Annotated in this window: 20 protein-coding genes; 10 read left to right on the top strand and 10 right to left on the bottom strand. The window is 40.1% G+C overall.

The annotated features are described in order from the left end of the window. Positions 1-7: 7 nt before the first annotated feature. Positions 8-1,018, top strand: a complete 1,011-nt coding sequence (prmB, locus tag MMO42_RS01800) for a 50S ribosomal protein L3 N(5)-glutamine methyltransferase (RefSeq protein WP_005152873.1) — start codon at positions 8-10, stop codon at positions 1,016-1,018. 11 nt (positions 1,019-1,029) lie between these two features. Continuing rightward, a complete protein-coding gene (gene aroC / locus MMO42_RS01795; protein WP_241318940.1) occupies positions 1,030-2,121 on the top strand; it encodes a chorismate synthase in 1,092 nt (363 codons plus the stop codon). A gap of 107 nt (positions 2,122-2,228) precedes the next feature. Here aroC and MMO42_RS01790 read toward each other — a convergent pair whose 3' ends face one another. Next, positions 2,229-3,458 (bottom strand): GGDEF domain-containing protein, encoded by a 1,230-nt coding sequence (locus tag MMO42_RS01790; protein ID WP_005294000.1) that lies wholly within the window; start codon positions 3,456-3,458, stop codon positions 2,229-2,231. Positions 3,459-3,751: 293 nt separating this feature from the next. Here MMO42_RS01790 and MMO42_RS01785 point away from each other — a divergent pair, with 293 nt between their 5' ends. Next, complete coding sequence (locus MMO42_RS01785; protein ID WP_241318939.1) at positions 3,752-4,498, top strand: iron-containing redox enzyme family protein; 747 nt, start codon at positions 3,752-3,754, stop codon at positions 4,496-4,498. A gap of 119 nt (positions 4,499-4,617) precedes the next feature. On the opposite strand, the gene MMO42_RS01780 is transcribed toward MMO42_RS01785, so the two are convergent. Together MMO42_RS01780 and MMO42_RS01775 are read right to left on the bottom strand one after the other, a co-directional pair. Further along, a complete protein-coding gene (locus MMO42_RS01780) occupies positions 4,618-6,846 on the bottom strand; it encodes a phospholipase C, phosphocholine-specific (protein WP_241318938.1) in 2,229 nt (742 codons plus the stop codon). A 31-nt stretch (positions 6,847-6,877) separates the two neighbouring features. After that, positions 6,878-7,102 carry a hypothetical protein gene (locus tag MMO42_RS01775; RefSeq protein ID WP_241318937.1) on the bottom strand — a complete coding sequence of 75 codons (225 nt, stop codon included), beginning with the start codon at positions 7,100-7,102 and terminating at the stop codon, positions 6,878-6,880. A gap of 306 nt (positions 7,103-7,408) precedes the next feature. Between MMO42_RS01775 and MMO42_RS01770 the strand changes: the two genes are divergently transcribed. The 5 genes from MMO42_RS01770 (at position 7,409) to MMO42_RS01750 (ending at position 12,761) form a co-directional block, all read left to right on the top strand. After that, positions 7,409-7,891 carry a sigma-70 family RNA polymerase sigma factor gene (locus MMO42_RS01770; RefSeq protein WP_241318936.1) on the top strand — a complete coding sequence of 161 codons (483 nt, stop codon included), beginning with the start codon at positions 7,409-7,411 and terminating at the stop codon, positions 7,889-7,891. 7 nt (positions 7,892-7,898) lie between these two features. Beyond that, a complete protein-coding gene (locus tag MMO42_RS01765) occupies positions 7,899-8,867 on the top strand; it encodes a FecR family protein (RefSeq protein WP_241318935.1) in 969 nt (322 codons plus the stop codon). A 71-nt stretch (positions 8,868-8,938) separates the two neighbouring features. Next, positions 8,939-9,517, top strand: a complete 579-nt coding sequence (locus MMO42_RS01760) for a biliverdin-producing heme oxygenase (protein ID WP_241318934.1) — start codon at positions 8,939-8,941, stop codon at positions 9,515-9,517. 11 nt (positions 9,518-9,528) lie between these two features. Further along, on the top strand, positions 9,529-9,999 hold the full coding sequence (locus tag MMO42_RS01755; RefSeq protein WP_241318933.1) for a YbaN family protein: 471 nt from the start codon (positions 9,529-9,531) through the stop codon (positions 9,997-9,999). A 71-nt stretch (positions 10,000-10,070) separates the two neighbouring features. Next, a complete protein-coding gene (locus tag MMO42_RS01750; protein WP_241318932.1) occupies positions 10,071-12,761 on the top strand; it encodes a TonB-dependent receptor in 2,691 nt (896 codons plus the stop codon). 57 nt (positions 12,762-12,818) lie between these two features. Here MMO42_RS01750 and MMO42_RS01745 read toward each other — a convergent pair whose 3' ends face one another. Further along, positions 12,819-13,520 (bottom strand): NAD(P)H-dependent oxidoreductase, encoded by a 702-nt coding sequence (locus MMO42_RS01745; protein WP_241318931.1) that lies wholly within the window; start codon positions 13,518-13,520, stop codon positions 12,819-12,821. 129 nt (positions 13,521-13,649) lie between these two features. On the opposite strand from MMO42_RS01745, the gene MMO42_RS01740 reads away from it, so the two are divergent. After that, entirely contained in the window at positions 13,650-14,675 is a 1,026-nt protein-coding gene (locus MMO42_RS01740; protein WP_241318930.1) for an AraC family transcriptional regulator, read from the top strand. Positions 14,676-14,678: 3 nt separating this feature from the next. On the opposite strand, the gene MMO42_RS01735 is transcribed toward MMO42_RS01740, so the two are convergent. The 6 genes from MMO42_RS01735 to MMO42_RS01710 form a co-directional block, all read right to left on the bottom strand. Then, positions 14,679-15,623, bottom strand: a complete 945-nt coding sequence (locus MMO42_RS01735) for a phosphatidate cytidylyltransferase (protein ID WP_005294021.1) — start codon at positions 15,621-15,623, stop codon at positions 14,679-14,681. Continuing rightward, positions 15,620-16,270, bottom strand: a complete 651-nt coding sequence (locus MMO42_RS01730) for a lysophospholipid acyltransferase family protein (RefSeq protein WP_241318929.1) — start codon at positions 16,268-16,270, stop codon at positions 15,620-15,622. The genes MMO42_RS01735 and MMO42_RS01730 overlap by 4 nt, the downstream gene beginning before the upstream one ends. 7 nt (positions 16,271-16,277) lie before the next feature. Continuing rightward, complete coding sequence (locus MMO42_RS01725) at positions 16,278-16,700, bottom strand: hypothetical protein (RefSeq protein WP_241318928.1); 423 nt, start codon at positions 16,698-16,700, stop codon at positions 16,278-16,280. Positions 16,701-16,889: 189 nt separating this feature from the next. After that, positions 16,890-19,862 carry a Tn3 family transposase gene (locus tag MMO42_RS01720; protein WP_241318927.1) on the bottom strand — a complete coding sequence of 991 codons (2,973 nt, stop codon included), beginning with the start codon at positions 19,860-19,862 and terminating at the stop codon, positions 16,890-16,892. A 39-nt stretch (positions 19,863-19,901) separates the two neighbouring features. After that, on the bottom strand, positions 19,902-20,858 hold the full coding sequence (locus tag MMO42_RS01715; RefSeq protein WP_241318926.1) for a site-specific integrase: 957 nt from the start codon (positions 20,856-20,858) through the stop codon (positions 19,902-19,904). 27 nt (positions 20,859-20,885) lie between these two features. Next, positions 20,886-21,524, bottom strand: a complete 639-nt coding sequence (locus MMO42_RS01710) for a WHG domain-containing protein (protein WP_241318925.1) — start codon at positions 21,522-21,524, stop codon at positions 20,886-20,888. 87 nt (positions 21,525-21,611) lie between these two features. Here MMO42_RS01710 and MMO42_RS01705 point away from each other — a divergent pair, with 87 nt between their 5' ends. Continuing rightward, on the top strand, positions 21,612-23,051 hold the full coding sequence (locus MMO42_RS01705) for a carotenoid oxygenase family protein (protein WP_241318924.1): 1,440 nt from the start codon (positions 21,612-21,614) through the stop codon (positions 23,049-23,051). Positions 23,052-23,181: the final 130 nt, after the last annotated feature.

The following is a 23,181-nucleotide window of genomic DNA, read 5'->3' as shown; positions in this document are numbered from 1 at the left end:
CGCCTAAGTGGAGCGACCTACAATCAGCCCTGAACATATACAAGAAGCGGCTGAAAATTTAGTAACCATTCGAGATTTTATCCGTTTTGGTGTAACCGCACTCCGTCAATACGACGCGCACTTAGGTCAAGGTACTCAAGATTATTTTGCAGAAAGCTCTGCACTTGTTTTGCAAACACTTTCACTTGAATGGAAAGCTGATGCAGAAATCTTAGATTCGAAGCTATTACCAAGTGAAAAAGCTGAATTTTTAAGTCTTTTGGAACGTCGTATCAATGATCGAATTCCAACTTCATACTTGTTGAATCTTGCATATTTCTTCAATAAACCATTTTATGTCGATGAGCGTGTCTTGATTCCGCGTTCACCGATTGCTGAGTTGATTGAACAACGCTTTGCACCATACTGCTTAAATGAAAATGGTCAGATGTTGGAAGCATTAAACAACTTACCAGAAAGCAAAAATCCGAAAACACCGCAACGTATCTTGGATATGTGTACGGGTTCAGGTTGTATTGCGATTGCTTTGGCTTATGCGTACCCTGATTCAGAAGTCGATGCGACTGATATTTCGAAAGAAGCATTGGAAGTGGCTTCAATTAATACAGAACATCATGATAAGCAGTATCAGGTGGCATTGCTTGAATCTGATCTATTCTCAAAAATTCCTGCTGAAAATCAATATGATTTGATCGTCAGCAATCCTCCATATGTCGATGCTGAAGATATGGCAGATTTACCAGAAGAATTCCTGCATGAGCCTGAGCTTGCTTTGGCAGCCGGTCAAGATGGTTTGGATCTGGTTCGTAAAATGTTAGCTCAAGCTGCTGATTATTTAACTGAAGATGGTCTAATCGTGATTGAAGTTGGTAATTCTGAGTGGGCAATGCGTCAGAACTTCAACACGGTTGACTTCCATTGGCTAACATTCCAAAAAGGTGGTTCTGGTATTTTTGCTTTAACTGCTGAACAATGCCGTCGCTATAAAGAAGTATTTCAGCAATCAGTTCAAAACTAAGGGGTTAAAGCATGGCAGGGAATAGTATTGGGCAACTTTTTCGAGTAACAACATGTGGTGAGTCACATGGTGCAGGCTTGATGGCGATTGTCGATGGCGTGCCACCTGGTCTTGAGCTTTGTGAAGCCGATCTGCAAAAAGATTTAGATCGCCGTAAACCGGGAACCTCAAAGTTTGCCACACAGCGTAAAGAGCCTGATCAAGTCGAGATTATTTCTGGTGTTTTTGAAGGTAAAACCACTGGAACATCGATTGGTTTATTGATTCGCAATACTGATCAAAAATCAAAAGACTACGGCAATATTGCACAAACCTTCCGTCCAGGCCATGCTGATTATACCTATACACAGAAATACGGCTTCCGTGACTATCGTGGCGGTGGTCGCTCTAGTGCTCGTGAAACGGCGATGCGTGTTGCTGCGGGTGCGATTGCCAAGAAGTATCTTGCTGAAAAATTTGCTATTGATATTCGTGGACATGTCACACAAATTGGCAATGAAGTTACTGAAAAACTGGATTGGGCTGAAGTACCGAATAATCCATTTTTCTGTGGTGATATCGATGCAGTTCCGCGTTTTGAGCAACTTGTAACTGCTTTACGCGAGCAAGGAACCAGTTGTGGTGCAAAACTTGAAATCGTTGCTGAAAAAGTACCTGTGGGTTGGGGTGAACCTGTATTTGATCGTTTAGATGCAGATATTGCCCATGCCATGATGAGCATCAATGCGGTCAAAGGCGTTGAGATTGGTGATGGTTTTGCGGTTGCTGGGCAGTTTGGTCATGAGACTCGTGATGAACTGACGACAGATGGATTCCTTGCAAATCATGCTGGTGGTATCTTGGGCGGAATCTCAAGCGGTCAAACCATTCGTGTTGCAATTGCATTGAAACCAACTGCAAGTATTACCACGCCAGGGAAAACCATTACCATCGAGCGAGAAGATACGGATGTATTGACCAAAGGTCGTCATGACCCTTGTGTGGGTATACGTGCCACACCCATTGCAGAAGCAATGTTGGCGATTGTGTTAATGGATCACTTTTTAAGACATCGCGCACAAAATGCAGATGTTGTTGCTCCATTTAAACCGATCGAGCCATAATAAAAGTATTAAGCCACACAAATAATTTATTATATGTGTGGCTTACATCACATTTTAACAATATAAAATTAAATTAGTTTAATATTCATTTAATAATGATGAATGAATTATAAAGCTTCAGAAATCATATTATCTGATGTCGCAATATGATATTGATTCCGACCATTACTTTTTGCGATATATAATGCATGATCTGCTTGTGCAACAAACTCAGAAAGACTATCACCAACACATGGAACCATGGTTGCAACACCTACACTAATGGTCACGTGTTTTGAAACATTACTACGTGGGTGCAAAATTCCAATATTACGTACCAATTCCATAAGCCTTTGTACCTGAGTGATGGCCTGATCTCGATCAGTCATCGAAAACAGCAACAAGAATTCTTCTCCACCATAACGTGCTGCAAGATCACCGCTACGTGAGGCGATAGAGCCTAGCATGATGGCGATTCTCCTTAAGCATTGATCACCTTGAATATGTCCTAAAGTGTCATTGTAGAGCTTAAAAAAGTCGATATCGATCATCATGATGGTGATTGGCATTTCATGGCGGGTCGCTCGTTTCCATTCATTTTCAAGCACTTCATCTAGATAGCGTCGGTTGGCTAGACCTGTCAATGCATCTTGTTGAGAGAGAATAGACAATTGCTGTGCTTGTCGCATTAATTCCAAACGGTTCAGCTCAAGCATACAGTTTTGTAAATAGTTCTCACGGTGCTGCCGATCGGTTGCATAAGCAAGTGCCATACCTAAGAAACTGCTAAACGTATAGGTACGGTTTAGGAAGGTCCAGTCAATTGCACCACTGAACCATGTACTGGCCGCAATACCAATCAAACCACCAACCCAACCAGCAATAATTGCGGTGTAGAAGCGCATCCCAACAAAAGCATAGATGATAACCACGGCATACATCATCGCAGCATGGAACAGGACGTTATTCTGACCTTGTTCTAATACGTTGATGATGGTGAAGGAAATTGCCACAGCACCTGTTGAGCCAATACAAACATAATGATCAAACCATTTGTTCATGATTGGTAGGAAAGACAGTAACCATGCCAGCGTAATGATGATACCCACCCAGCCGTAGGTCGCCATCCAAGTAATACGGAGGTCTGTAGGCAAAACTTGATAGATACCGAAGCTTAGAAATAGATATAAACCTAAAATAATAGGGGCGCGATAGCGGAACTCATGCGCAGCCTCATTTCTATACTGATCTCGATAGATCGCTTCTAATTCTTTAGGAAACCAAACTAAATTTAGCCCGCGAGAAATTAACAAGTCGATTTGTTCTTGTCCCAAAATATTGGAAGCTTTCAACTTCATCTTATCTCTCACCACTCCCAATGTTCTTATAAATGTCAAAATAGGGATTATTTTTTTACTACGTTACACTGATTTAAATAGAATGTGTATTAGATTATAAAAAAATATTAATTTTTATATAAGGGTCATTGCCTAATATAATGATTCAAGTTTAAATTAGGTTCAAGAAATAAAAACTGTTACAAACTAAATCACAAGCGATTGTATCTTTGCGATATTAGGATACAATTTATAAAAAAGCAGCAATCATGGAACATGGTTGGATTAAGTCATACGAAATAGGATGCATCGCAATGACTGCTATGAATCAATATGGAACAAAACTAGAAATTACACCTCATTCGGATTGGGCTCAACGATTCTGGGATGAATTATTACCCTCAAAAGAACGGGTGAGTAAACATCCATTATTCTTAGATATGGCAACAGGTTCTTTAAGTCTGGAGTGCTTTCGCTCAGCTTTACTCAATTTCTATCCCTTAGTTGCACATTTTCCATCTTATATGGCGGGATCTTTGGCAAAAGCAACAGCTTTTTCCTCAGATGGCGTGACCGAAACCAGAGATTGGCTGATCCAAAATATTAAAGTGGAAGAACGACATTTGAACTGGTATCAGGACTGGGCTGGGGGCTTTGGTCTAACGGTTGATATGTTGAATAATGTTAAACCACCAGTGGCGATGAATGCGGTTAATCACTTCTTGTGGGATGTCAATTTTCGTGGCAGCTTGGCTGAAAGTATTGCGGCAACCAATCTGGCAATTGAGTGGGCGACAGGAGATTGGACGATTCAAGTCTATAAAGGGATTCAGACCTACACACAACATCCCGAAGTCAATATTAATAAACGCTCGTTGGCATGGTTAAGAGCGCATGCACATTATGATGATCTGCATCCATATGAGGCAATGGAGTTGATCAAACGCCTATGTGATAAAGATCCCGTACAGCAAAGAAAAGCCTTCTTGGCTGCGAAGGAAGGACTTGAATATTATGAGCTTGCTTTAGATGAGTGTTATAAACTTCAACATAAAAATTAAAGATAAAGTGCTTACAGCCATTGAAGATAAGGCTAACGGTTCAATCAGATGATCTAATCTAAAAAAACCGCCTCAACTGCATCTGCAATTGAGGCGGTTTCAATGAGATGAATTCAAAATTAAACCATTGCAGGGTCACTCACTGAGTCTTCACCTGTTTCTACACGACCTGAAAAACGGCGATAAAACTTTGCATCCTGAGTACAAGTCACAGCAAAATCATACCATTGCCAAGCATCTTGCAATTCCCAATGCTGAGTAGAGCTTTGTCCAGCTTTCACGATCACTTTTAGTGGAGCATCAGTACGATAAACCACTGGGCTAATCATCAACTCAATATCTTTAGTGCCAGTATTGTTCAGATCGACATAAACATTACCATTGGCAATATCATAACAAACACGAATCTCAGGATTAATCTGTAAATCTTGGTTGCGGTTCAGGTCACCTTTGAAATGACGATGAAAACCATTCGGACCGATGACCCAAAGATCATATAAGCCTTGATTATCCTTTTGTACATTCCATACATCATCTAAGCTTTTGCCTGCTTCGACAATGTAACGTCGCGGAATTCGGTTGAGGTTTAATTTGTCGTAAACATGAAAAACAGCACCTTGTGTGCCTGTATTCGAAAACAACAGCTTGACTGTGCCATCATTTAGGCAGCGCGCACTGGTATGCAATTCATAAGGCAATGCTTTTGAACGACGAATACCGCTGGTTTGAATCGGCAATTGTAAATTGGTAGGAATCGGCATATAAGGTAAGTTCTGCTGTGCACTACGCAATTGATCCGCTTGCTCACGAGTTTGCTTGCCATTTAATTCAGGCAATACATCTTCATTAGGGTTTTTAAAGTTGAATGCAGAAGTTAGATCCCCACAAATGGCACGTCGATAAGGACTGATATTGCTTTCTTTGACGCCAAAACGTTGTTCTAAAAACATGAGTACTGAAGTATGGTCGAAGACTTGTGAATTCACAATCCCACCGCGACTCCATGGCGAAATCACAAATAACGGTACACGAGGACCAGGGCCATATACACGATTGTCTTTTTTGGGCTGACTTTTGCTGCCTAGAGGTGCTTCATGAGAATAATATTCATACTGCATATCGGCTTGGCTAAGTGTTGATTTGCCTGCATAGGTATTATTAGCTTGTAATGTCGGTGCCGATGGAGAAGGAACATGATCAAAATAGCCATCATTTTCATCAAAATTGATCAGGAAAACGGTTTTACTCCAAACTTCAGGCACTGCTGTCAATGCATCGAGTATTTCTTGAATAAACCATGAGCCTTGTACTGGGCTAGATGGGCCAGGATGTTCACAATAAATTGAAGGTGCATTTATCCAAGACACCTGTGGCAATTTTCCAGTTTTGATATCATTTTTAAATGCATCTAAAAACTCTTCAGGTTTGTTGCCTGGTAAAGTATTTGCAATGCCTTTATAAAGCGGATTTTTGGCATTATCTGTGCTTGCATCGTAGGCTTTGTAAGGCAGCTTTTGTGCGGCCGCATTATAAGGACTATTGGGTGCACCACCACTTGAAACAGGATAGCCAGAGTCGATGTTGGCTTTTCTAAAGCTGCGGAATGCACCCAACATGTTATCGCCCCATTCGTCAGGCATATTTTGATAACAAATCCAATTGACCCCAGCTTCTTCTAAACGTTCGGCATAGGTTTTCCATGTATAGCCGACATCAACTGTTTCGGGATCGCCATCGATCCAGTCCCATTCATTATTGACAAATGCGGTACTGGTCGGCACTGCGCCATTGGTTCCTGTGAGATGAAAGGATCGGTTTGCATCTGTACCAGTATGCATTGAGCAATGATAAGCATCACAAATTGTAAAAGCATTGGCTAATGCAAATTGATAGGGGATTTCCTGTTCCTTGAAATACCCCATGGCGTAATCAGTTTTATAGGTTGGCCAGTTTGACATGCGGCCATTGTCCCACGCTTGTTGGCTATCCACCCAAGTATGGTTGGTTCCAGGTGTGCGTTGGGCATTATTACTTGAGCCATCTAAATGAAAGGGAGTTAATAACGCCCCATTACTGCGTTGTTGTTGCCAAACTGTACGGCCATTTTGCAAAGGAATGGTGAAACGATCGGCAAAACCACGAACGCCTTTTAATGTTCCAAAATAATGGTCAAAGGAGCGGTTTTCTTGCATGAGGATAACGACATGCTCAACATCTTGAATCGTGCCCGTTTTATTGTTGGCAGGAATCGCCAAGGCTTTTTGAATGCTGGCTGGAAAGGTGGTTAACGCAGCAGCACCAAAGCCAGTTTTAAGTGTATTTGCTAAAAATTGACGACGATTAATCACAATATTTTCCCTATCTTCGTTGTTCTTATGTTTATGGTGCACAGCGCATGACTGGTTTCTTGGTGTCATCAGGTTTTACTGCTGTCTGATCGTCACTGGAGTCATTGCACGCTGTAAGTGCGAATAGAATGGGGAAAACATAAAGACATGCCAGCCATCGTTTGGTTTTATTCAACATCTGCTTCATCCATAACAAAGATGTCAACACACTAGACAGACCTTGTGACAACACGGTGTCACCTTTATGACGATTCATTGACGTTTCATATGAAAGTGGGTGGTAAAGCGAGCGGGAAACATGTGCAAGGCAGTGCTTCGGTGAGACCTGAAAGTCTTAGATAAAATAGTGCAATTGTGGAGTCTTCAGTACTGTTGAAGGCTAAGCGAAACTCGTTTTAAGGTTGAAGAAAAAGCAGTGTGACTGTCTTTTGAGTGTTAAAAAAACTACTTTTAAAAAAATTCAATTAATCATCATAGATATAGCGATTAAGGTATAAAACAGAGGTGGTCATTTTCTTATTTTTTGTTAAGATATTATTAATGATTCTCATTATCTTTTGAAATGTCTGATCCAGTCAATACTCTCTATCGTCAACATCATTCGTGGTTGTATCAATGGTTGAAACGACGCCTCAATCACAGTGAAGATGCTGCAGATTTAGCTCATGATACCTTTATTCGTATTTTAAAACGTAAAGATCAATTGTATTTTGATCAGCCTCGTGCACTGTTAACAACGGTGGCAAAGGGAATATTGATCAATTGGTACCAGCGTAAATCAATAGAAAAAGCCTATTTGGAAGCACTTAGTAGACCTGAGTATGATGAAATTAGTCCTGAGCAAAAAATATCTGCAATTGAATCACTATGTTTGATTAATCAATTGTTAAATCAAATGCCTGAACGTCAACAGCAGGTCTTTATCTGGTCACAACTTGAGGGGCTTACACAGCAAGAGATTGCGAATCGTTTGAATATTTCTACACGAACGGTTATGCGAGATTTGGTTGCTGTACTGACTCAATGTTTAGCGATCATGGATTGAGATTGGCATGTCGCAGGCAAAAATTTTGAAAGAAGCCGCTGAATGGATTGTACGAATTCAGGCAGCAGCATTAACTGAATCTCAACAGATTGAATTCGAAAAATGGAAAAGTCAAAGCGAAGCGCATCAAACTGCATGGCTGAAAGCAGAGCGTCTGCTGAGTAGTTTTGATTATTTTCCTGAAAATGGTCATGAAATCATTAAAAAAGGCAATCAAGCTGCGCAGTTTCAGTGGACCAAACAACTTGTTGTGGCTTGTATTGCATGTCTGGGCAGTATCCTCGCATGGAATTCTGATTATCAATATTTCTGGCTTTCAGATTACAGCACAGCTACGGGTCAGCAGAAGAATGTGACACTGGAAGATGGAACGCAACTCCAATTAAATACCAATACAGCGCTTGATGTTCGCTATACACCCGTTCAACGAACGCTGCGATTACACTACGGTGAAATACAGATTCATACCGCAAAAGAGACTCAAAGCGATCGTCCATTTTTTGTCGAGACTGAAAGTGCTCATTTACAAGCGTTAGGAACAGTCTTTAATGTGCAATATCTCAAAAATAAACAACAGCAAACCTGTTTAGGCGTGATTGAAAGTGCGGTCAAAGTGACTTTGAATCAATCTAAAAAAATGACAGTTGTGCGGGCAGGTGAGCAGTTATGTTTTGATGATACGGACTTTAAAGCGTTAGGACAGCTTGATCCGAATGTATTGGTTTGGAAAAATCAGATGATTATGGCATTTGAAATGCCTTTAGAGCAGCTCTTTCAAGAGATTGGGCGTTATCAGCATCAATATGCTGATCTTGATCCTGAATTGAAATCATTAAAAGTTTCTGGTTCTTATCCCGTCAATAACTTAACTCAGTTGCAGTCGGCTTTGGAATTAAGCTATCCCATTCGTATGCAGCGACATTTAGGCGATCATGTCATTACAATTCGGGCTAAAAATGAAAAAAGTGAAAAATAATTGAAAATTGCTGTCAGCTTTTCAACTTTGGACGGGTAATACAGTTAAACCAAAGTAACTGGAGAAATCTCATGGCAACTTCATTCGTCCTCAATCAGCTTGCATCACGGTTAAAAAATGAAACCGCCAGCCAGCACCAACAGATGCATCTTTTGATGGAGAAAGCTCAAGTATTTGCTGATACACAGCGTTATGCAAAATTTACCTTGGCTCAATATTATTTTCAGCAAAATGTCGAATATTTATTTCGGCATCCTGAGGTTTCCGCGCTTATTTCTGATTTGGATATTCGTGGTCGTTCTCAGGCAGCTTTACTGGATCTTTATGACTTGCAGCTCAAACCAGAAGCACAGGAACTACTCACTGAAAATATCGACTTTCCGGAAGCATTGGGCTGGATCTATGTCTCGGAAGGTTCGACGCTGGGTGCAGCGTTTTTATTTAAACAAGCACAGCAGCTTTTAGGATTTACTGCTGAGTTTGGGGCACGTAATCTGGCTGCATATCCAGAAGGCAGAGCACGGGTGTGGAAGCACTTCATTGCTGAACTTGATACGGCTCAATTGAGTGAGAGTGAACAAGATCAAGTCATTTTAGGAGCTAAACAGGCATTTGATTACTTTGGCAGCCTGCTGAAAAATATTGATTAAGTAGCTACCCTATGCCCAAAAACGCTTCTGTAAGGTGTAAGGCGAAAAGCACAGATTGCGGTGATGTAGAGGCTTTACAAGCACCGCAAAAAGAAAAACTCCATGCATCGCTTATCATGCGTGGAGTGTTTATCGCACTAACCATTGTTTGTCTGGTTTTGGCAGTGCTGGGTATCGTATTACCTGGCGTGCCTACTTTTGATTTCTTATTCCTCGCCACCTTTTTTGCTGCTAAAGGCTCTACGAGATTGCATCACTGGATTCATCAGAATCGTTATATTCATCTGTTGCTTACGCAATATACAGGTGGTTTTAAATCCATCTCCCGTGTACGTAAGTGGATGATGGCCTTAACTATTGTTTTAGTTTCAATCAGCTTGATACTTTCATCTCTGCATATGCACATCAAGTTAACGCTCATGCTTATTTTGCTAGCTTGTATGCTATGGATATGGAGCAGAGCAGAAAAAATTGAAATTTAATGTCATATTTTTCGAAATCACTGGGTAATGATTATTGAAAATGAAAATCATTACCAAGTGTGGATCCTCCTATGAAATTTAAGAAGCAAACTCTCGCAATCCTCATACACTGTTTTTGTATCAGTGGAGCTTATGCCGAAATAACCTCATCTATTCAGGTATTAGACAAGCCCGCAGTGGAGAGAAATTATCAAATTGCAGAGAACCAATTGGGATATGTGCTGTCAAGCTTTGCGGCTCAGTCTGGCATTGTATTGAGCTATGATTCTAGCCATTTAAAGGGGTTAAAAAGTAAGGGGATCGTAGGAAAGTACTCTGTCAAGCAGGGTTTTGACTATCTCTTGGCTGATCAACCTTATCAAGTGATCAAACAAGGGCAAACCTATCTCTTAGTACCCAAAACCAGTTCCATGCTTGGGCATGCTGAGAAACTCACTTCCAATGCAAATACTCGTTCACAATTAGAGCAGCATGCTAAAGCTCTTGTCCTGATGCCAGAAATTAAAGTGAATGCTGAACCACAAAAGCAAAAGGTAAATACCACTCATCTTGATCGAGAACAGATTAGTCGATTCAGAGGAACGGGCAATGGTGATGTGTTTTCGGATATTGCAGGGGTACAAGTCAACAGTTTACGCAATGAAGCGGGTGCGATTGATATCGGCATTCGTGGTATGCAGGGTGAAGGACGTGTACCAGTAATCATTGATGGTAGTTTACAGTCCAGTCATACTTTCAGAGGTTATCAGGGAGAGAGTGACCGTACTTACATCGATATGGATTTGATTAGCCAAATCGAGGTTGAGAAAGGTGCATCTCGGGCTAAATTTAGCGTGGGAGGAATTGGGGGAATTGTAAAAATGCGGACCTTAAGCGCCAATGATATTCTACTGCCTAATCAAAATGCGGGTGTAATGCTCAAAGGAAGCTTCTACAACAATAACAGAACACCTCACACCTCAGATAATGAAAAGGAGCAGATGTCTTATCGGCTTCATAACAAAATTTCCTCAAACAATTTTCAAAATGGCGCAGGCACGTTGGCACTGGCTTATCGAAACGATATGTTTGATTTGGTTGCTGCTTATAGTAAGCGAGAAGTCGGCAATTACTATGCTGGAAAACATGGTATTGAGTATTACGAAAAACGGGATATCGTCGATGTGGGCCCTGGTCAAGAGGTCGTGAATACCAGTTATCAAAGTGATTCGGGTATTATTAAAGCTGGAATGAATATCACTGATGAACATCGTGTGGAGGTAAATTTACGTCGTCATGTGCAAAAAGCGGGTGAAGTCATGGCCTTTTATTGGAGTCGATCCAAAGTGATTGATCCTAACTCACCGCCATACGGCTATATCGATGACGAGTATGTTGAGCCAAAATATATAGAAGATGCTTATACCATGCCGCAATGGTCTTTGGGTTCAGCCGCAATTAATGCATTCAGTACGAGCTATACGTATAAGCCTAAGCATAATCCGTGGGTAGACCTTGAATTAGGGATGTGGCATACCAATGCCAAATATCGCCAGCACAATGGCATGATCGGTATGAAGAATTCTAGTTATGGTGATCAATATTGGGGGAGTTTCCAAGATTATCGTAGTGGTTTGAACCTAGAAAATACCAGTAAATTTGATATGGCCACATTGAATTATGGCTTAACCTACGATGAACAGCGTATGAAGCCACGTAATTTGATTGATCATGAAATTGCAAGGGATGGATTACGCCAAGAATCTTCAGTGTTTCTGAATGGTGACTATCTTTTTAATGATTTTACTTTGAGTTTAGGCGGTAAATGGCATAAAGCAAAAGTGAAAGACTATGGTGATCAGTATCGACCAATGACACCGGTGGCGCATTCAGACTTAAATAATAAGGGTTATGCTGTACGTGACTTTGGAGGCAACATTGATTGGATGTCGCAGTTGAACTATCAATTGGTCGATGGTATCGATATTTATGGAAAACTCTCCAATACACATCGTAGTCCAAGCCTCTTTGAATCAACTGTTTCTGGTCAAACCTTTAGTTATGATCCAGACCTACCGATTAAGCCAGAGAATTCTCGTCTTATCGAGTTAGGGTTTATGGGGGAGCGAGAAAATCTATTCGCTCAAGATGATCATTTGAAATTTAACCTGAATTATTTCCGTAACCAAACCAAAGACTTTCTGACTCAGGGCGTACAAAGAAAAGATATTCCAAACCAGATTACGCCTGACTATATTCTTCCATATACAACTTCTTATACATTCGTCAATTATAATCAAGTTGTGCTGAAAGGTTTGGAGTTAGATCTTTCTTATAACCACCCAAGTTTCTTTGCCAATTTGAATGGAACCTTGTATCAAGCACCTAAAGTCTGCCCAGCAACTAAAGATGATTGTAATGAGGTGGGTGATTCTTGGAGTTTGATTTCAACTCGTCTACCACCGCGTAAGATTTTTAATATCACGATCGGTAAAAATCTGTTTGAAAATAAACTTGTTGTTGGTGCACGTGCTAAATACCATTCGGAAAAGACAAATCCTAAAGGCTGGTTGGCAGGTACAGGTGTAAGTGGACGAGCAGTGACCGAAATTTCTTCTGAAACTTTAATTGATGTATTTGCGAGTTATAAGTGGAATCCAAATTTAGCGTTGTCATTTAATGTCGATAACTTAACAAATCGTTATAACTTTGATCCAGGTACCGTGATTGGTATGCCGATTCCAGGTCGTACCATCAAAGCTGGTGTTGAGATAAAATTCTAAGAATTATCGTGATAAGGTTCTTTAAATAGAGCCTTATCACCATAACAACATTCCGATTTATCCGAGTGGATTCATTCTCTCATCGAAATTTTCCAATAAAACAAACTCTAATGGCTGTAAGTCATCTAGGTTCTGTAAGTATTGCTCAAAATCGACCACGATCTTTTGTCTGTCTTCTTGGCTAATGTAGGGTACATGGTATGCAATAAATGGTGGCAGTACTTCAAAGCCCACATAAGCCAATGTGCCACGTTGTAGTGATGATAGATAATGTTCAATCGGCCCATGCACCGAACCTTCACCAAACATATGTTCACGACCGCCAAGTGTTAAACACAGCATCGCTTTTTTGCCAGTCATTCCACCATGATTGTAGAAACGTTTACCGCCATAAAACAGACCCGATACAAACACACGATCAATCCAACCCTTTAAGATGGCAGGCACAGAGGTCCAATACAAAGGAAAGTTAAATATAACCAGATCAGCACGTTGAACTTTTTCAATTTCCACTTGGATATCTGGTGCAAATTGGTGTTGTTTAAATGCATGACGCTGTTCCAACGCATAATTAAAATAATCAACTTGATTCAGGCTGCCAAAATCATCTTTAGAAGCAACAGGATTAAAGTTCATTTCATAGAGATCAGACACTTCGACAGTATGACCTTGCTGTTCAAAAGTCTGCTGCGCCGTATCTTTGAGGGCTGCGGTAAATGACTGCTTTTCAGGATGTGCATGTACGATCAAAATATGCATGATGTCACCAGTTTAAAATCTGAGTTTTTAGATAGGGCTACTATGCTTAAAGTAAGAAAGCTGTCATAGTTCATTAACCGCCAATATTTACCATTTTGCGCCAAATTTCCGCTGTCTCATGGAGATCACATGAATCCAGAATTACCAGGTACTTACGTCAATTTATTGGTTGAAGTCATACAAAAATGGAATGTGTCTTCTGAACAGCTTTTGTCTGGAACAGGGATTTCAGCACAAACTTTAAGTGCACCGTTTTGGTATGTAGATTTCGAAATCTTCAATCATCTATTGGAAAAAGCAGCATTACTGACACATGAACCTGCACTTAGCCTCTATCTTGCAGAGCAAATGCGAATCTCTTGTTATGGTCATGTTGGTATTGCCGCGACTGCCTCTGAAACATTAGGGGATGCGATCAAGATTCTAGAGCAATTTATTGGCTTACATTGTTCAGTGTTTCAACCTAAACTGAAAATACAGGCAGAAATGGCTTATTTGTACTTTCATCAACCTTCACCAAAGTTTAAGTTGAATCAACAGGGAACGATGTTCTTAATCTTGGGTTTTTCTCGAATTTTGGAAAACTTGGTGCAGCATAAACTTGCAGTCCACTTTCAGTTTCAGCAACAGCAACCCAGTTTTTATAAAAATACTAAGATTTTTAATGATTCAAATGTTAGCTTCGAGTGTGAAAAAGATTGTTTAACTTTCAATAAGGCGTTGCTACTGCAGCCGTTAAAGACAGCAGATGCGTTACTGGCACGCTTAAGCAAACAACAGTGTGAACAAGATGCCTCTAAGCTGTCATTAAAAAGACGGCAGAAGGATAGTCTGGACGCTCAGGTCAAAACATTACTTTATCATGAAGAGGATGGTTTCTTATCGCTAAAACAGGTGGCTGAAAAATTACATCTTTCAGAACGAACATTACAACGACAATTAAGCAATCAGCAAACTTCATTTCAGATTCTGGTGGCCGAAGTCCGCAGGAAGCAAGCAGAGCGGTTATTGAAACAGCCCAAACTTTCCATTGAGCAAATTGCAGAGCGTTTAGGCTATGCTGATATTTCTCATTTTTCTCGTGCATTTAAAAAGTGGACCAATGTTACACCGAAGTTCTATCGGCAAGTCAGCATTGGTCATTCTTTGTTTTAAGGATTAGCTCCACCAATAGCGAAGGATATGGAAAAATATTGGAGCAGAGAAGCAGATGGAGTCGATGCGGTCCAGCATACCGCCATGACCTTGAATGAGTTGCCCCCAATCTTTTACACCACGATCACGCTTGATGGCAGACATGACCAGCCCACCAAAGAAACCGAAAATACAAACAATCAATCCAATCAATGCTGCTTGCCAATAATTAAATGGCGTTAATGCTGACATCAGCACACCGAGTGCTGTGGCAAGAATGATACCGCCCACCAAACCTTCTACTGTTTTTGATGGGGAAAGGGTAGGAGCAACTTTATGTTTTCCGAACAGCTTGCCACATACATATTGCAGGACATCAGATGCTTGCACCACCATAATCAGCCAAATCGCCAACCAAATTTTTTCCCCTGTAAATTTTGGTAAATCCAAATTGAGCAGGGCGGGAACGTGTGAAATACAAAAGACACTGACCATCAAACCCCATTGGATTTTGGCACTACGTTCTAAAAAATGTGTTGTATCTTCAAGTTTCAAGCTTGCAATTGGGATTAGAAGAAACACATAGAGTGGAATGAAAATAGAAAATAATCCATACCAGTTGGTGTAGACCAAATAATATTGATAAGGAATAACGAAGTAGAACGCAATCAGTAAGGGAAGATAGTCACCGCGCCGTGTGGGCAATAGACTAATAAATTCTCTTAATGCAAAAAAAGAAATGAGGCCAAACAGCACAATAAAAGCAGTTTTACCCAATAAGATTGCTGCAGCCAAGACAATCAGCATGATCCACCATGCATTGATACGGGCATTTAAATTATCAATAACGGGGGATGGTTTTAACCCTGCTTTTTGCTTCAGAATAAAGCCAATACTTGAAGCGATAATCAAAATGACTGCAAAGATGCCAAACAATAGATAAGTTTGTTGCAAGTTGTCTAAACTCATTGATTCTCGGCCTCTTTTAATTTTAATAATTGCTGCTGAGCATGTTGCAAGAACTGGTCTTTGTCTGTGAGTTGATCAAGTGCTAAGGGTTCACCAAAGATGACTGTTGAGAGCAGAGGTAAGGGGATAAATGCACCTTTAGGCATCACCCGTTTTAAATTGGAAATCCAAACAGGAACAACTTCAACTTCTGGAAATTGTTGGCTGAGATGATATAGCCCACTTTTAAACTCAAGCAGTTCGATATCATCATTCAAGTTCCTTGTTCCTTCAGGAAAGAAAATAATCGAATCACCTTGAGCTAATACATCTTTGACAGGCTGTAAAGGATCTTGTTGATCTGTGCGATTACGCTGAATAGTGACACCTGAAAAAGTATCTTGAATCAGAAAACGCCTGAATCCATCTTTAAGCCAATAATCAGACGCGGCAATTGGTCGTGTTTGTCGACGGATATGAATGGGCAAAGAAGACCATAATAGAATGAAATCAATATGACTATTATGGTTGGCATAATAGATTCTTTGCTTGAGTTCAGGCTCACAGCCGACCCATAAACTTCTTGCACCCGTCAGGAGTCTAGCACTGCGCCGTGTTAGAAAAGCAATAAAACGTGCAACTGATTGCGTGATTATATTTTTTTTCATTCAACCTTCATCTATGCGCTAATTTATAAAAAAGTACAATGAATACAGCATATTGTACTAATACAATGCTCATCTGTATTCTAAACAATCTTAAACACCCCTTGAAACGTTGTAACCAGTCACGTCCTGTTTTTTCAGCGGGAATTAACTTTAGTTTGAGCAGTGATTGGTCTAATTGCTGGGTGAGGTTTTCAATATTCTCTGGCTGTTCAATCATATGCTGTATCAGCCCTTGATCAAACTGGACCCGAACAAAAACATAATGATGGACAATCAATAAGCCAGTGATCAGCAGGAGTGGAAATATGACCTGCATTTTTGAAAATAAAGATAAGATGATAATCGACAATATAAATGCTAAATAGCCTGATTTTAAAAGACTATTGCTTTGTTTTAGTAGCTGGCTAATGATCACAAAATCCATTTTCATTGATGCACCTCCTTTACAAGAAGAGCTTGAAAACGATTAATTTCAGCAATATGAGTCTTACTCAAAACAATCCAAGGACGTGACTTTTGAATCAGGTTAATTGCTTCCGTCGTTGTTTTTACATAGCCTTGCTGTAATAGAGGGTTGGCAGGGATTCGTGTAAAATTCCGCAAAACTTATTTTAACCAATTAATTTTTATTGATTATTTTAACACTATAGTTTAGTGGTCTACTTTTCTGATCCAGATTCAAAATATAATCACCATACCTGTTTATATGCTCGGTTCTATATGGTGCGAGACCTCCTAATACCTCCTCGTTAATAAACTCTCCCTCAGATTGCAATTGCTTTAAAACACCAGTCATCGCTTCAACATTGTGTAAAATTGCCAAATTTGCAACCAATTGGTTATATTTGATAACTTTACGCTGTTCATACCTAATGTTTTCTGCAATAACTCCTTGATTTCCAAAAAACAACCATTTAATAAATTGGTTAAATTCTTCGCTTTTATTGGTAGCGGCACTAATGGTTTTACGTAAATCTGCATCTCCAATATATTTCAATAAAAACTCTGTTCTTACCACTCGTCCTAATTCACGAAATGCAAAATAAAGCTTATTTTTTCTACTGGAGGTGCCAAGTCTTTTTAAGATAGTAGATGGTGTAATTTTTCCAGCTTTGATTGAGAGCACTATCCTCAACATATCTGGAAGGTGTGTTTCTATTAAATCCCATTGTATGGATTCACTAAAAATCCCATTAATATTTGTATATTTTATTGTGCGATCTGGTTTAAAAAATACCAGCTTCTTCAGATTCCTGATCCGAGGCATTAAATTAATACCTAATAGGTATGCTAAACCAAAGACTGGTGCACTTTGTGCGTGAGTATCGCCATGTAACGTATCTGGCTGAATATCCGACTCATTTTTAATTAAACCATCAAGAATATAAATTGCTTCGTAAACACCACAAGGAATGAAATGGCTAAATAGCGCAATATACATATCCGAGACATGATAATAACCTATGCCACCATAGCCGCCATAACGAATGTGGTACTCGGATAGCAAGTTTTGTTCATACATATTCCACTTTGTACCATCGGCAGAAGCGCTTTTACCTGTGCCCCAGTATTTGGGTAGCAAGAATTTATTATAGGCATTAACCACTTGAACAATAGCCTTATCTAATCTTTCTTCAGTGATATAGCGAAGATTTAACCAAGCAATTTGTCGTCTATTGAAACCTTTGATTGATCGAGCAGTTTGAGATGGCCCCAGATTGCAACCATAACAAAATAGACTGGTCACAAAGCGTTTGCGAGGATCATCAATTTTTCCTTCAAAACCAGATAATGGTTTGAATTGTTTATGTAAATCAAGCCACTTCTCAGTTTCAACCAGAATATCTAGAATATTTTTTTCGGGGAGTCGTTCTGTCAATTGTTTATCAATACGATCAAGCGTGGCTGGTTTAGCTTGAGCAGTCTGTTTTCGGATAATAATTTCATTACCATTGAGTTCAACGCCTTCATTATTGGGGAAATTCTTATCGATTATTGAGGCAGTGTTTGCAAGCCATTGTTTTAGGTGATTGGTAAACTCTTGGGGATCAATCGGTATATCAAGCATTGCCCCATAGTCAAAGGATTGCTGCTCATATTCATCCCAATCAATTAATTGATCTCTATAATCACTATATTGGTCACTATTGCTCACATACAAATCACCAGATTGCAGGTCACGCATTGTTTCGGTCAACACGCACAACTCAAAATACTTGCGGTTAATGAGCCGTGAGGTAACTTGAGATTGATCAAATATGAGTTTACGCCATTTTTCAGGTATCCACTTTAAGCTGCCGTTCTGAATTGGATATTCAAGCCAGACTTTATGGCTACTCCTATGCTCTAATATGAAATTTATTGCATGAATCAATGATATATCTGAAGAAGTTGGTTTTAACTCCAATAAACTCAAGCAGTTCAATAATAATGGTCGATGTGATTGATAGGGTTTTTGTAAGAAAGGAATATAATTATTTCCAGAATACGCAATATGCTCCTCACATTCGGCTAAAAGTAATGCGGGTTCTGAGTGAATTGCACTAGCTACACGCTCACCACGTTCTTCGTTTGATTGTCCTCCCTGAAAAGCCTCTAGGACATCTCTTAACTGAGTAATGAGTTTTTCAGCACGTTTCTGGTGTTCAATAAAATACTCTTGCAGTCGTTGCTCTGCAATAAAATGGAGTTTTCTCAGTGTTTTAATATACATATCCACTGCATCATCTAATACTTTTCCCAATTGTGCATGCAGTAAAACAATCATTAAAGCATATCGTTTATTGGGCTTTAATGCTTTCATCTCCTTAATATCCAAGGCACGAGCTTCGTAAACATATTGCTGCCTTTTGACGAAGGGAATATGGTCTATGGTTGGCATGTCTTTCTCCCAAACCTTAAGCCATTGGATATGTTCAATGTATTGTCTAATTTCCTTATTTGTTGGTTTTTTTGGTTCCTGCTTTATTTTTTGCCAACCACTTATTGATAATCTTGAACTCAGGGTAAGCATGTTATCAAGTTTGGACATGGATTCTGAAGAAAGTTCATTAATGATGCTTGTGTAATATTCCTCATTTACTTTACTTCTGATCCTTTGAGCTATCCGACTCAATGTGCTGAATGCTGGAAGCTCAAAACTTTGCCTGATTAACTCCTCAATCACCACATTAATAATATCAGCTAACTCTTGTTTCGTTTCTGCGGCTTGCTGAGATGCTTGCTCAATTGCTTTTATTGTCTCTGGAGTAATTGGCTTAACTTTTAAATAAAGCCTAATATATTCCATAAATCTTTGTCTTGAATCGGAATTTTCTACAGAAATCAAGCTCTTTATAGAAACATTACGCTCAGTAAACTGTTTAATTAAAAATTGAATGATAGAGTTTGGAACTTCTGAGAGCATCGGAAAATAACCCAGACGCTGAATTGATTTGAGCAAAACCATCAAATAAATACATAAAGGCAACGCTTTTGTGGAGCCTCTAGCAAATTTGATATCCTCTTGTGAGGGGGAGTAAATTGCTTGAATTTCTTGTGTTGTCAAATCTGGCTTAAATCGAGGGTATGCCGTTTCATAAACATCAACCAATGCGGTCTCCTTTTATATGCTAATTCTCTGAAAAAATAATCACTTTTCTATAGAAAAGGGTTTAACTAAACCAAGTTCAATACGATGTCGGCCAAAAGGATCACCACTTTCAATATATCTCATGGCAGAGTTAATGTTTTTCCAGCCCACGTACTCCATCAGCATCTTTAAGTCCCAACCATTTGCTGTTGCCCAGTTGGCAAAGCCACGACGTAATGAATGTGCGCTATAAAGTTCTGGTGCATCAATACACGCTTCTCTAAACAAACTGCGCAGCAAGGGAATCAAACTATCAGGATGTAAACCGCCACTGGATATTTGCCCCCACCGATTGATCGCTCTAAACACTGAACCCTCAACTAAGCCTGTCAGCTTGATCCAGTTAGAATATGCAGCTACAGGACATAATTGTGATAGTGCAGGGGTTTTGAAGGAGGTTCCTTTGTGTTGTCTATCACTTTTTGTTTGTGGAAAAAAACAAATCATACCCTCACTAGGGAAAACTTCAACATGTTCCACGTGTAACCGGGTGAGTTCATCACCGCGAAATCCACGCCAAAAACCAAGTAATAAAATAGCCTTATTTCTAGTATGACGTAACTCCTCACCATATCGACCTTGTTGTTGCGCATTATGTATAGCTTGATCAAGCCAGTCTGAAACGATTTTTAATTGTTCAATCTGGAAAGGTTTAGCTCTTTTTTCTTGGGCAGGGTGTAGTGTTTTAATACCGCGAAATACCTTGCGAACAAGGGGAGCTTTAGTAGGATCAGGAAAGCCTTGATCAATATGCCACTGCGCGAGTGCTGCCAGCCGTTGGTTTAATGTGTTGATTGATAGATTTTCTGCATGATCTACCAAATATTGAGCAATACTATCTGCTGTGGCAGGTAAGAATCCTTGCCAATCAACTTCAAAATGACGTACCGCAGAATCGTAACTTTTGCGTGTATTTTCTCTCATTGCAGCATAAAGATAGTCATCTAAGGTTTTCACAGACAGATCCTCGTTACACGTTAAGTTTTAATATTTTTTATCAGATTTACGCAAAGTCAATAGTGGTAATGTTTGTTGCATGACTGCATTAATCAAGTCCTCAATATTCGTGACGTGGCGATCTACTTGACCATCGATAATCAAATGACTCAACCCATGAATAACACTCCATGCATGTATGGAGGCAACAATCACCTGTTGTTCGTCGGCTGGTTTACCAAGTACGATAGCCAAGCTATAGCGCATCGCATCATAAGCAAACTGAGCTGCAGTTTTGACTTCTTCGTGTTCGGTTACGCTAGAAAAACGTCCATACATAAGGCGGAACAATGTTGGGTTGTGACAGGCAAAAATGATATAGGCTTTCCCAGCAGCCAGAAAACTTTCTGCAGGCTTGGAGCATGTCTGAACCGCAATACCTTGGGCATTGATCAATTTTCGGAACCCTTCTACTGCCATTGCCGTGAGTAATTCTTCTTTGTTGGCAAAGTGACGATAGATGGCATTGGCAGTAACACCAACCTGGCGTGTCAGCTCACGTAGACTGAACTCAGTACTCTGGGTTGATTCCAGTATTTCTAATCCCGCAATAATCAATGAGTCACGTAGATTGCCATGATGATAGTTTGATGAACTTTCTTTTTTTAGTTTGGTTAATGTTGACACTATTAATATCCTCATGCACTATGTAATAATGTGTATGTTATACACATTATTACATAGTGCATCATCAATTTTCGTCGGGAGACTCTCATGGGATCAACAGCCATCATCGGTAAAACGGTGCATAAGACTGTGCGTTGGGTAACCAATCAATTGCAAAGAAGCGTACCGTATGAAGCACATAATCCTTTCCTAGAGGGGCCATTTGCACCTATAGGCGCAGAATACACTGAAACGAATCTTCATGTACAAGGTGAAATTCCAAAAGCCTTAAAAGGTTTGCTGTTACGTATGGGACCAAATCCTTTAGACGTAGAGAATCCTGCTGTATATCATTGGTTTGTTGGGGATGGGATGGTACACGCTTTACGTTTAGATGATGGTAAAGCTGTGTGGTATCGCAATCGTTATATAGGCGTTGATAGTGTTAATCAGAAACTCGGTAAACCATCTTTACCGGGTCCACGTCGTGGCGTTCAGGATATTGTTAATACCAATATCATTGGTCATGCGGGTAAGTTATGGGCGCTTATTGAAGCTGGGGCATATCCCGTTGAACTGGATGCAGAACTCAATTCAGTCCGTCATGGTTTATTTAACAGTAAAACAAGCTTGCCTTTCACAGCTCATCCACATGTTGATCCTGATACAGGAACGATCCATGCTGTTTGCTATGATGCATTCATGAATAACAACAAGCTCTGTTACATACAAATCGATAAAGACGGCCAGTTAATCCACCATGTTTCGATTCCGGTTCGCCACGGCCCGATGATACATGACTGCGCAATTACCCAAAGCAAAGTATTAGTTCTGGATTTGCCGACGACTTTTTCTTATACAAGGGTGCTCAAAGGCAGTAAATTCCCTTATATCTGGAATCCGCGACATAAAGCTCGTATTGGTATACTTGCACATGATGGTAAGGCTAAAGATATCCGTTGGTTTAGCGTAGATCCCTGTTGTATTTTCCATACGTCAAATGCTTTCGATTTAGCCAATGGCGATGTTGTGTTGGATGCAGCAGTACATGATCGAACATTTGATCAGTCATTGCAGGGGCCTGTTGAAAAGGATGTAAAGGTGACCTTTGAGCGCTGGACATTTAAGTTTGCAACAGGTCAAGTTGAACGCAAAGTAATTTCTGACATTGCTCAAGAATTCCCACGCATGGATGAACGTCGTGCAGGAAAGCCCTATCGTTATGCTTATACCCTAAGCATCGGCGAAGGCGCAGTTTCTGTAGCACCAAACTATCTCATTCGTCATGATTTACAAACTGGTGAACTCATTGAACACCACTATGGTGCGGACAAACTCACTGGTGAGGTGATTTTCGTTCCACGGCATCCCAATGCTGCTGAGAATGACGGTTGGCTCATGTCTTATGTGCATGATATCCATTGTGGGTTTAGCCAAGTTGTCATTTTGGACGCGCAAAAAATGGGGGAGGCGCCACTAGCGGTCATTGATCTGCCAATCCGCGTGCCCCTAGGTTTTCATGGCAATTGGGTGGCTGATCAGGCTTAACTTACCGAGAAGAAGATTAGAGAGCTTGCACATCATAGGTGATGTGAAAGCTCTCTTTTGACATATGGGCTTTAGCCAGCTTTGTCATAGTTTATTTGAGTAATATAGTCATAAGCTCACGATCACACCA

The organism is Acinetobacter sp. ANC 3882, assembly GCF_022549545.1.
In the GTDB taxonomy this organism is placed as follows: Bacteria; Pseudomonadota; Gammaproteobacteria; order Pseudomonadales; family Moraxellaceae; genus Acinetobacter.
The sequence above is the reverse complement of the archived record's forward strand: the minus strand, read 5'-3'. Positions and strand labels throughout refer to the sequence as shown.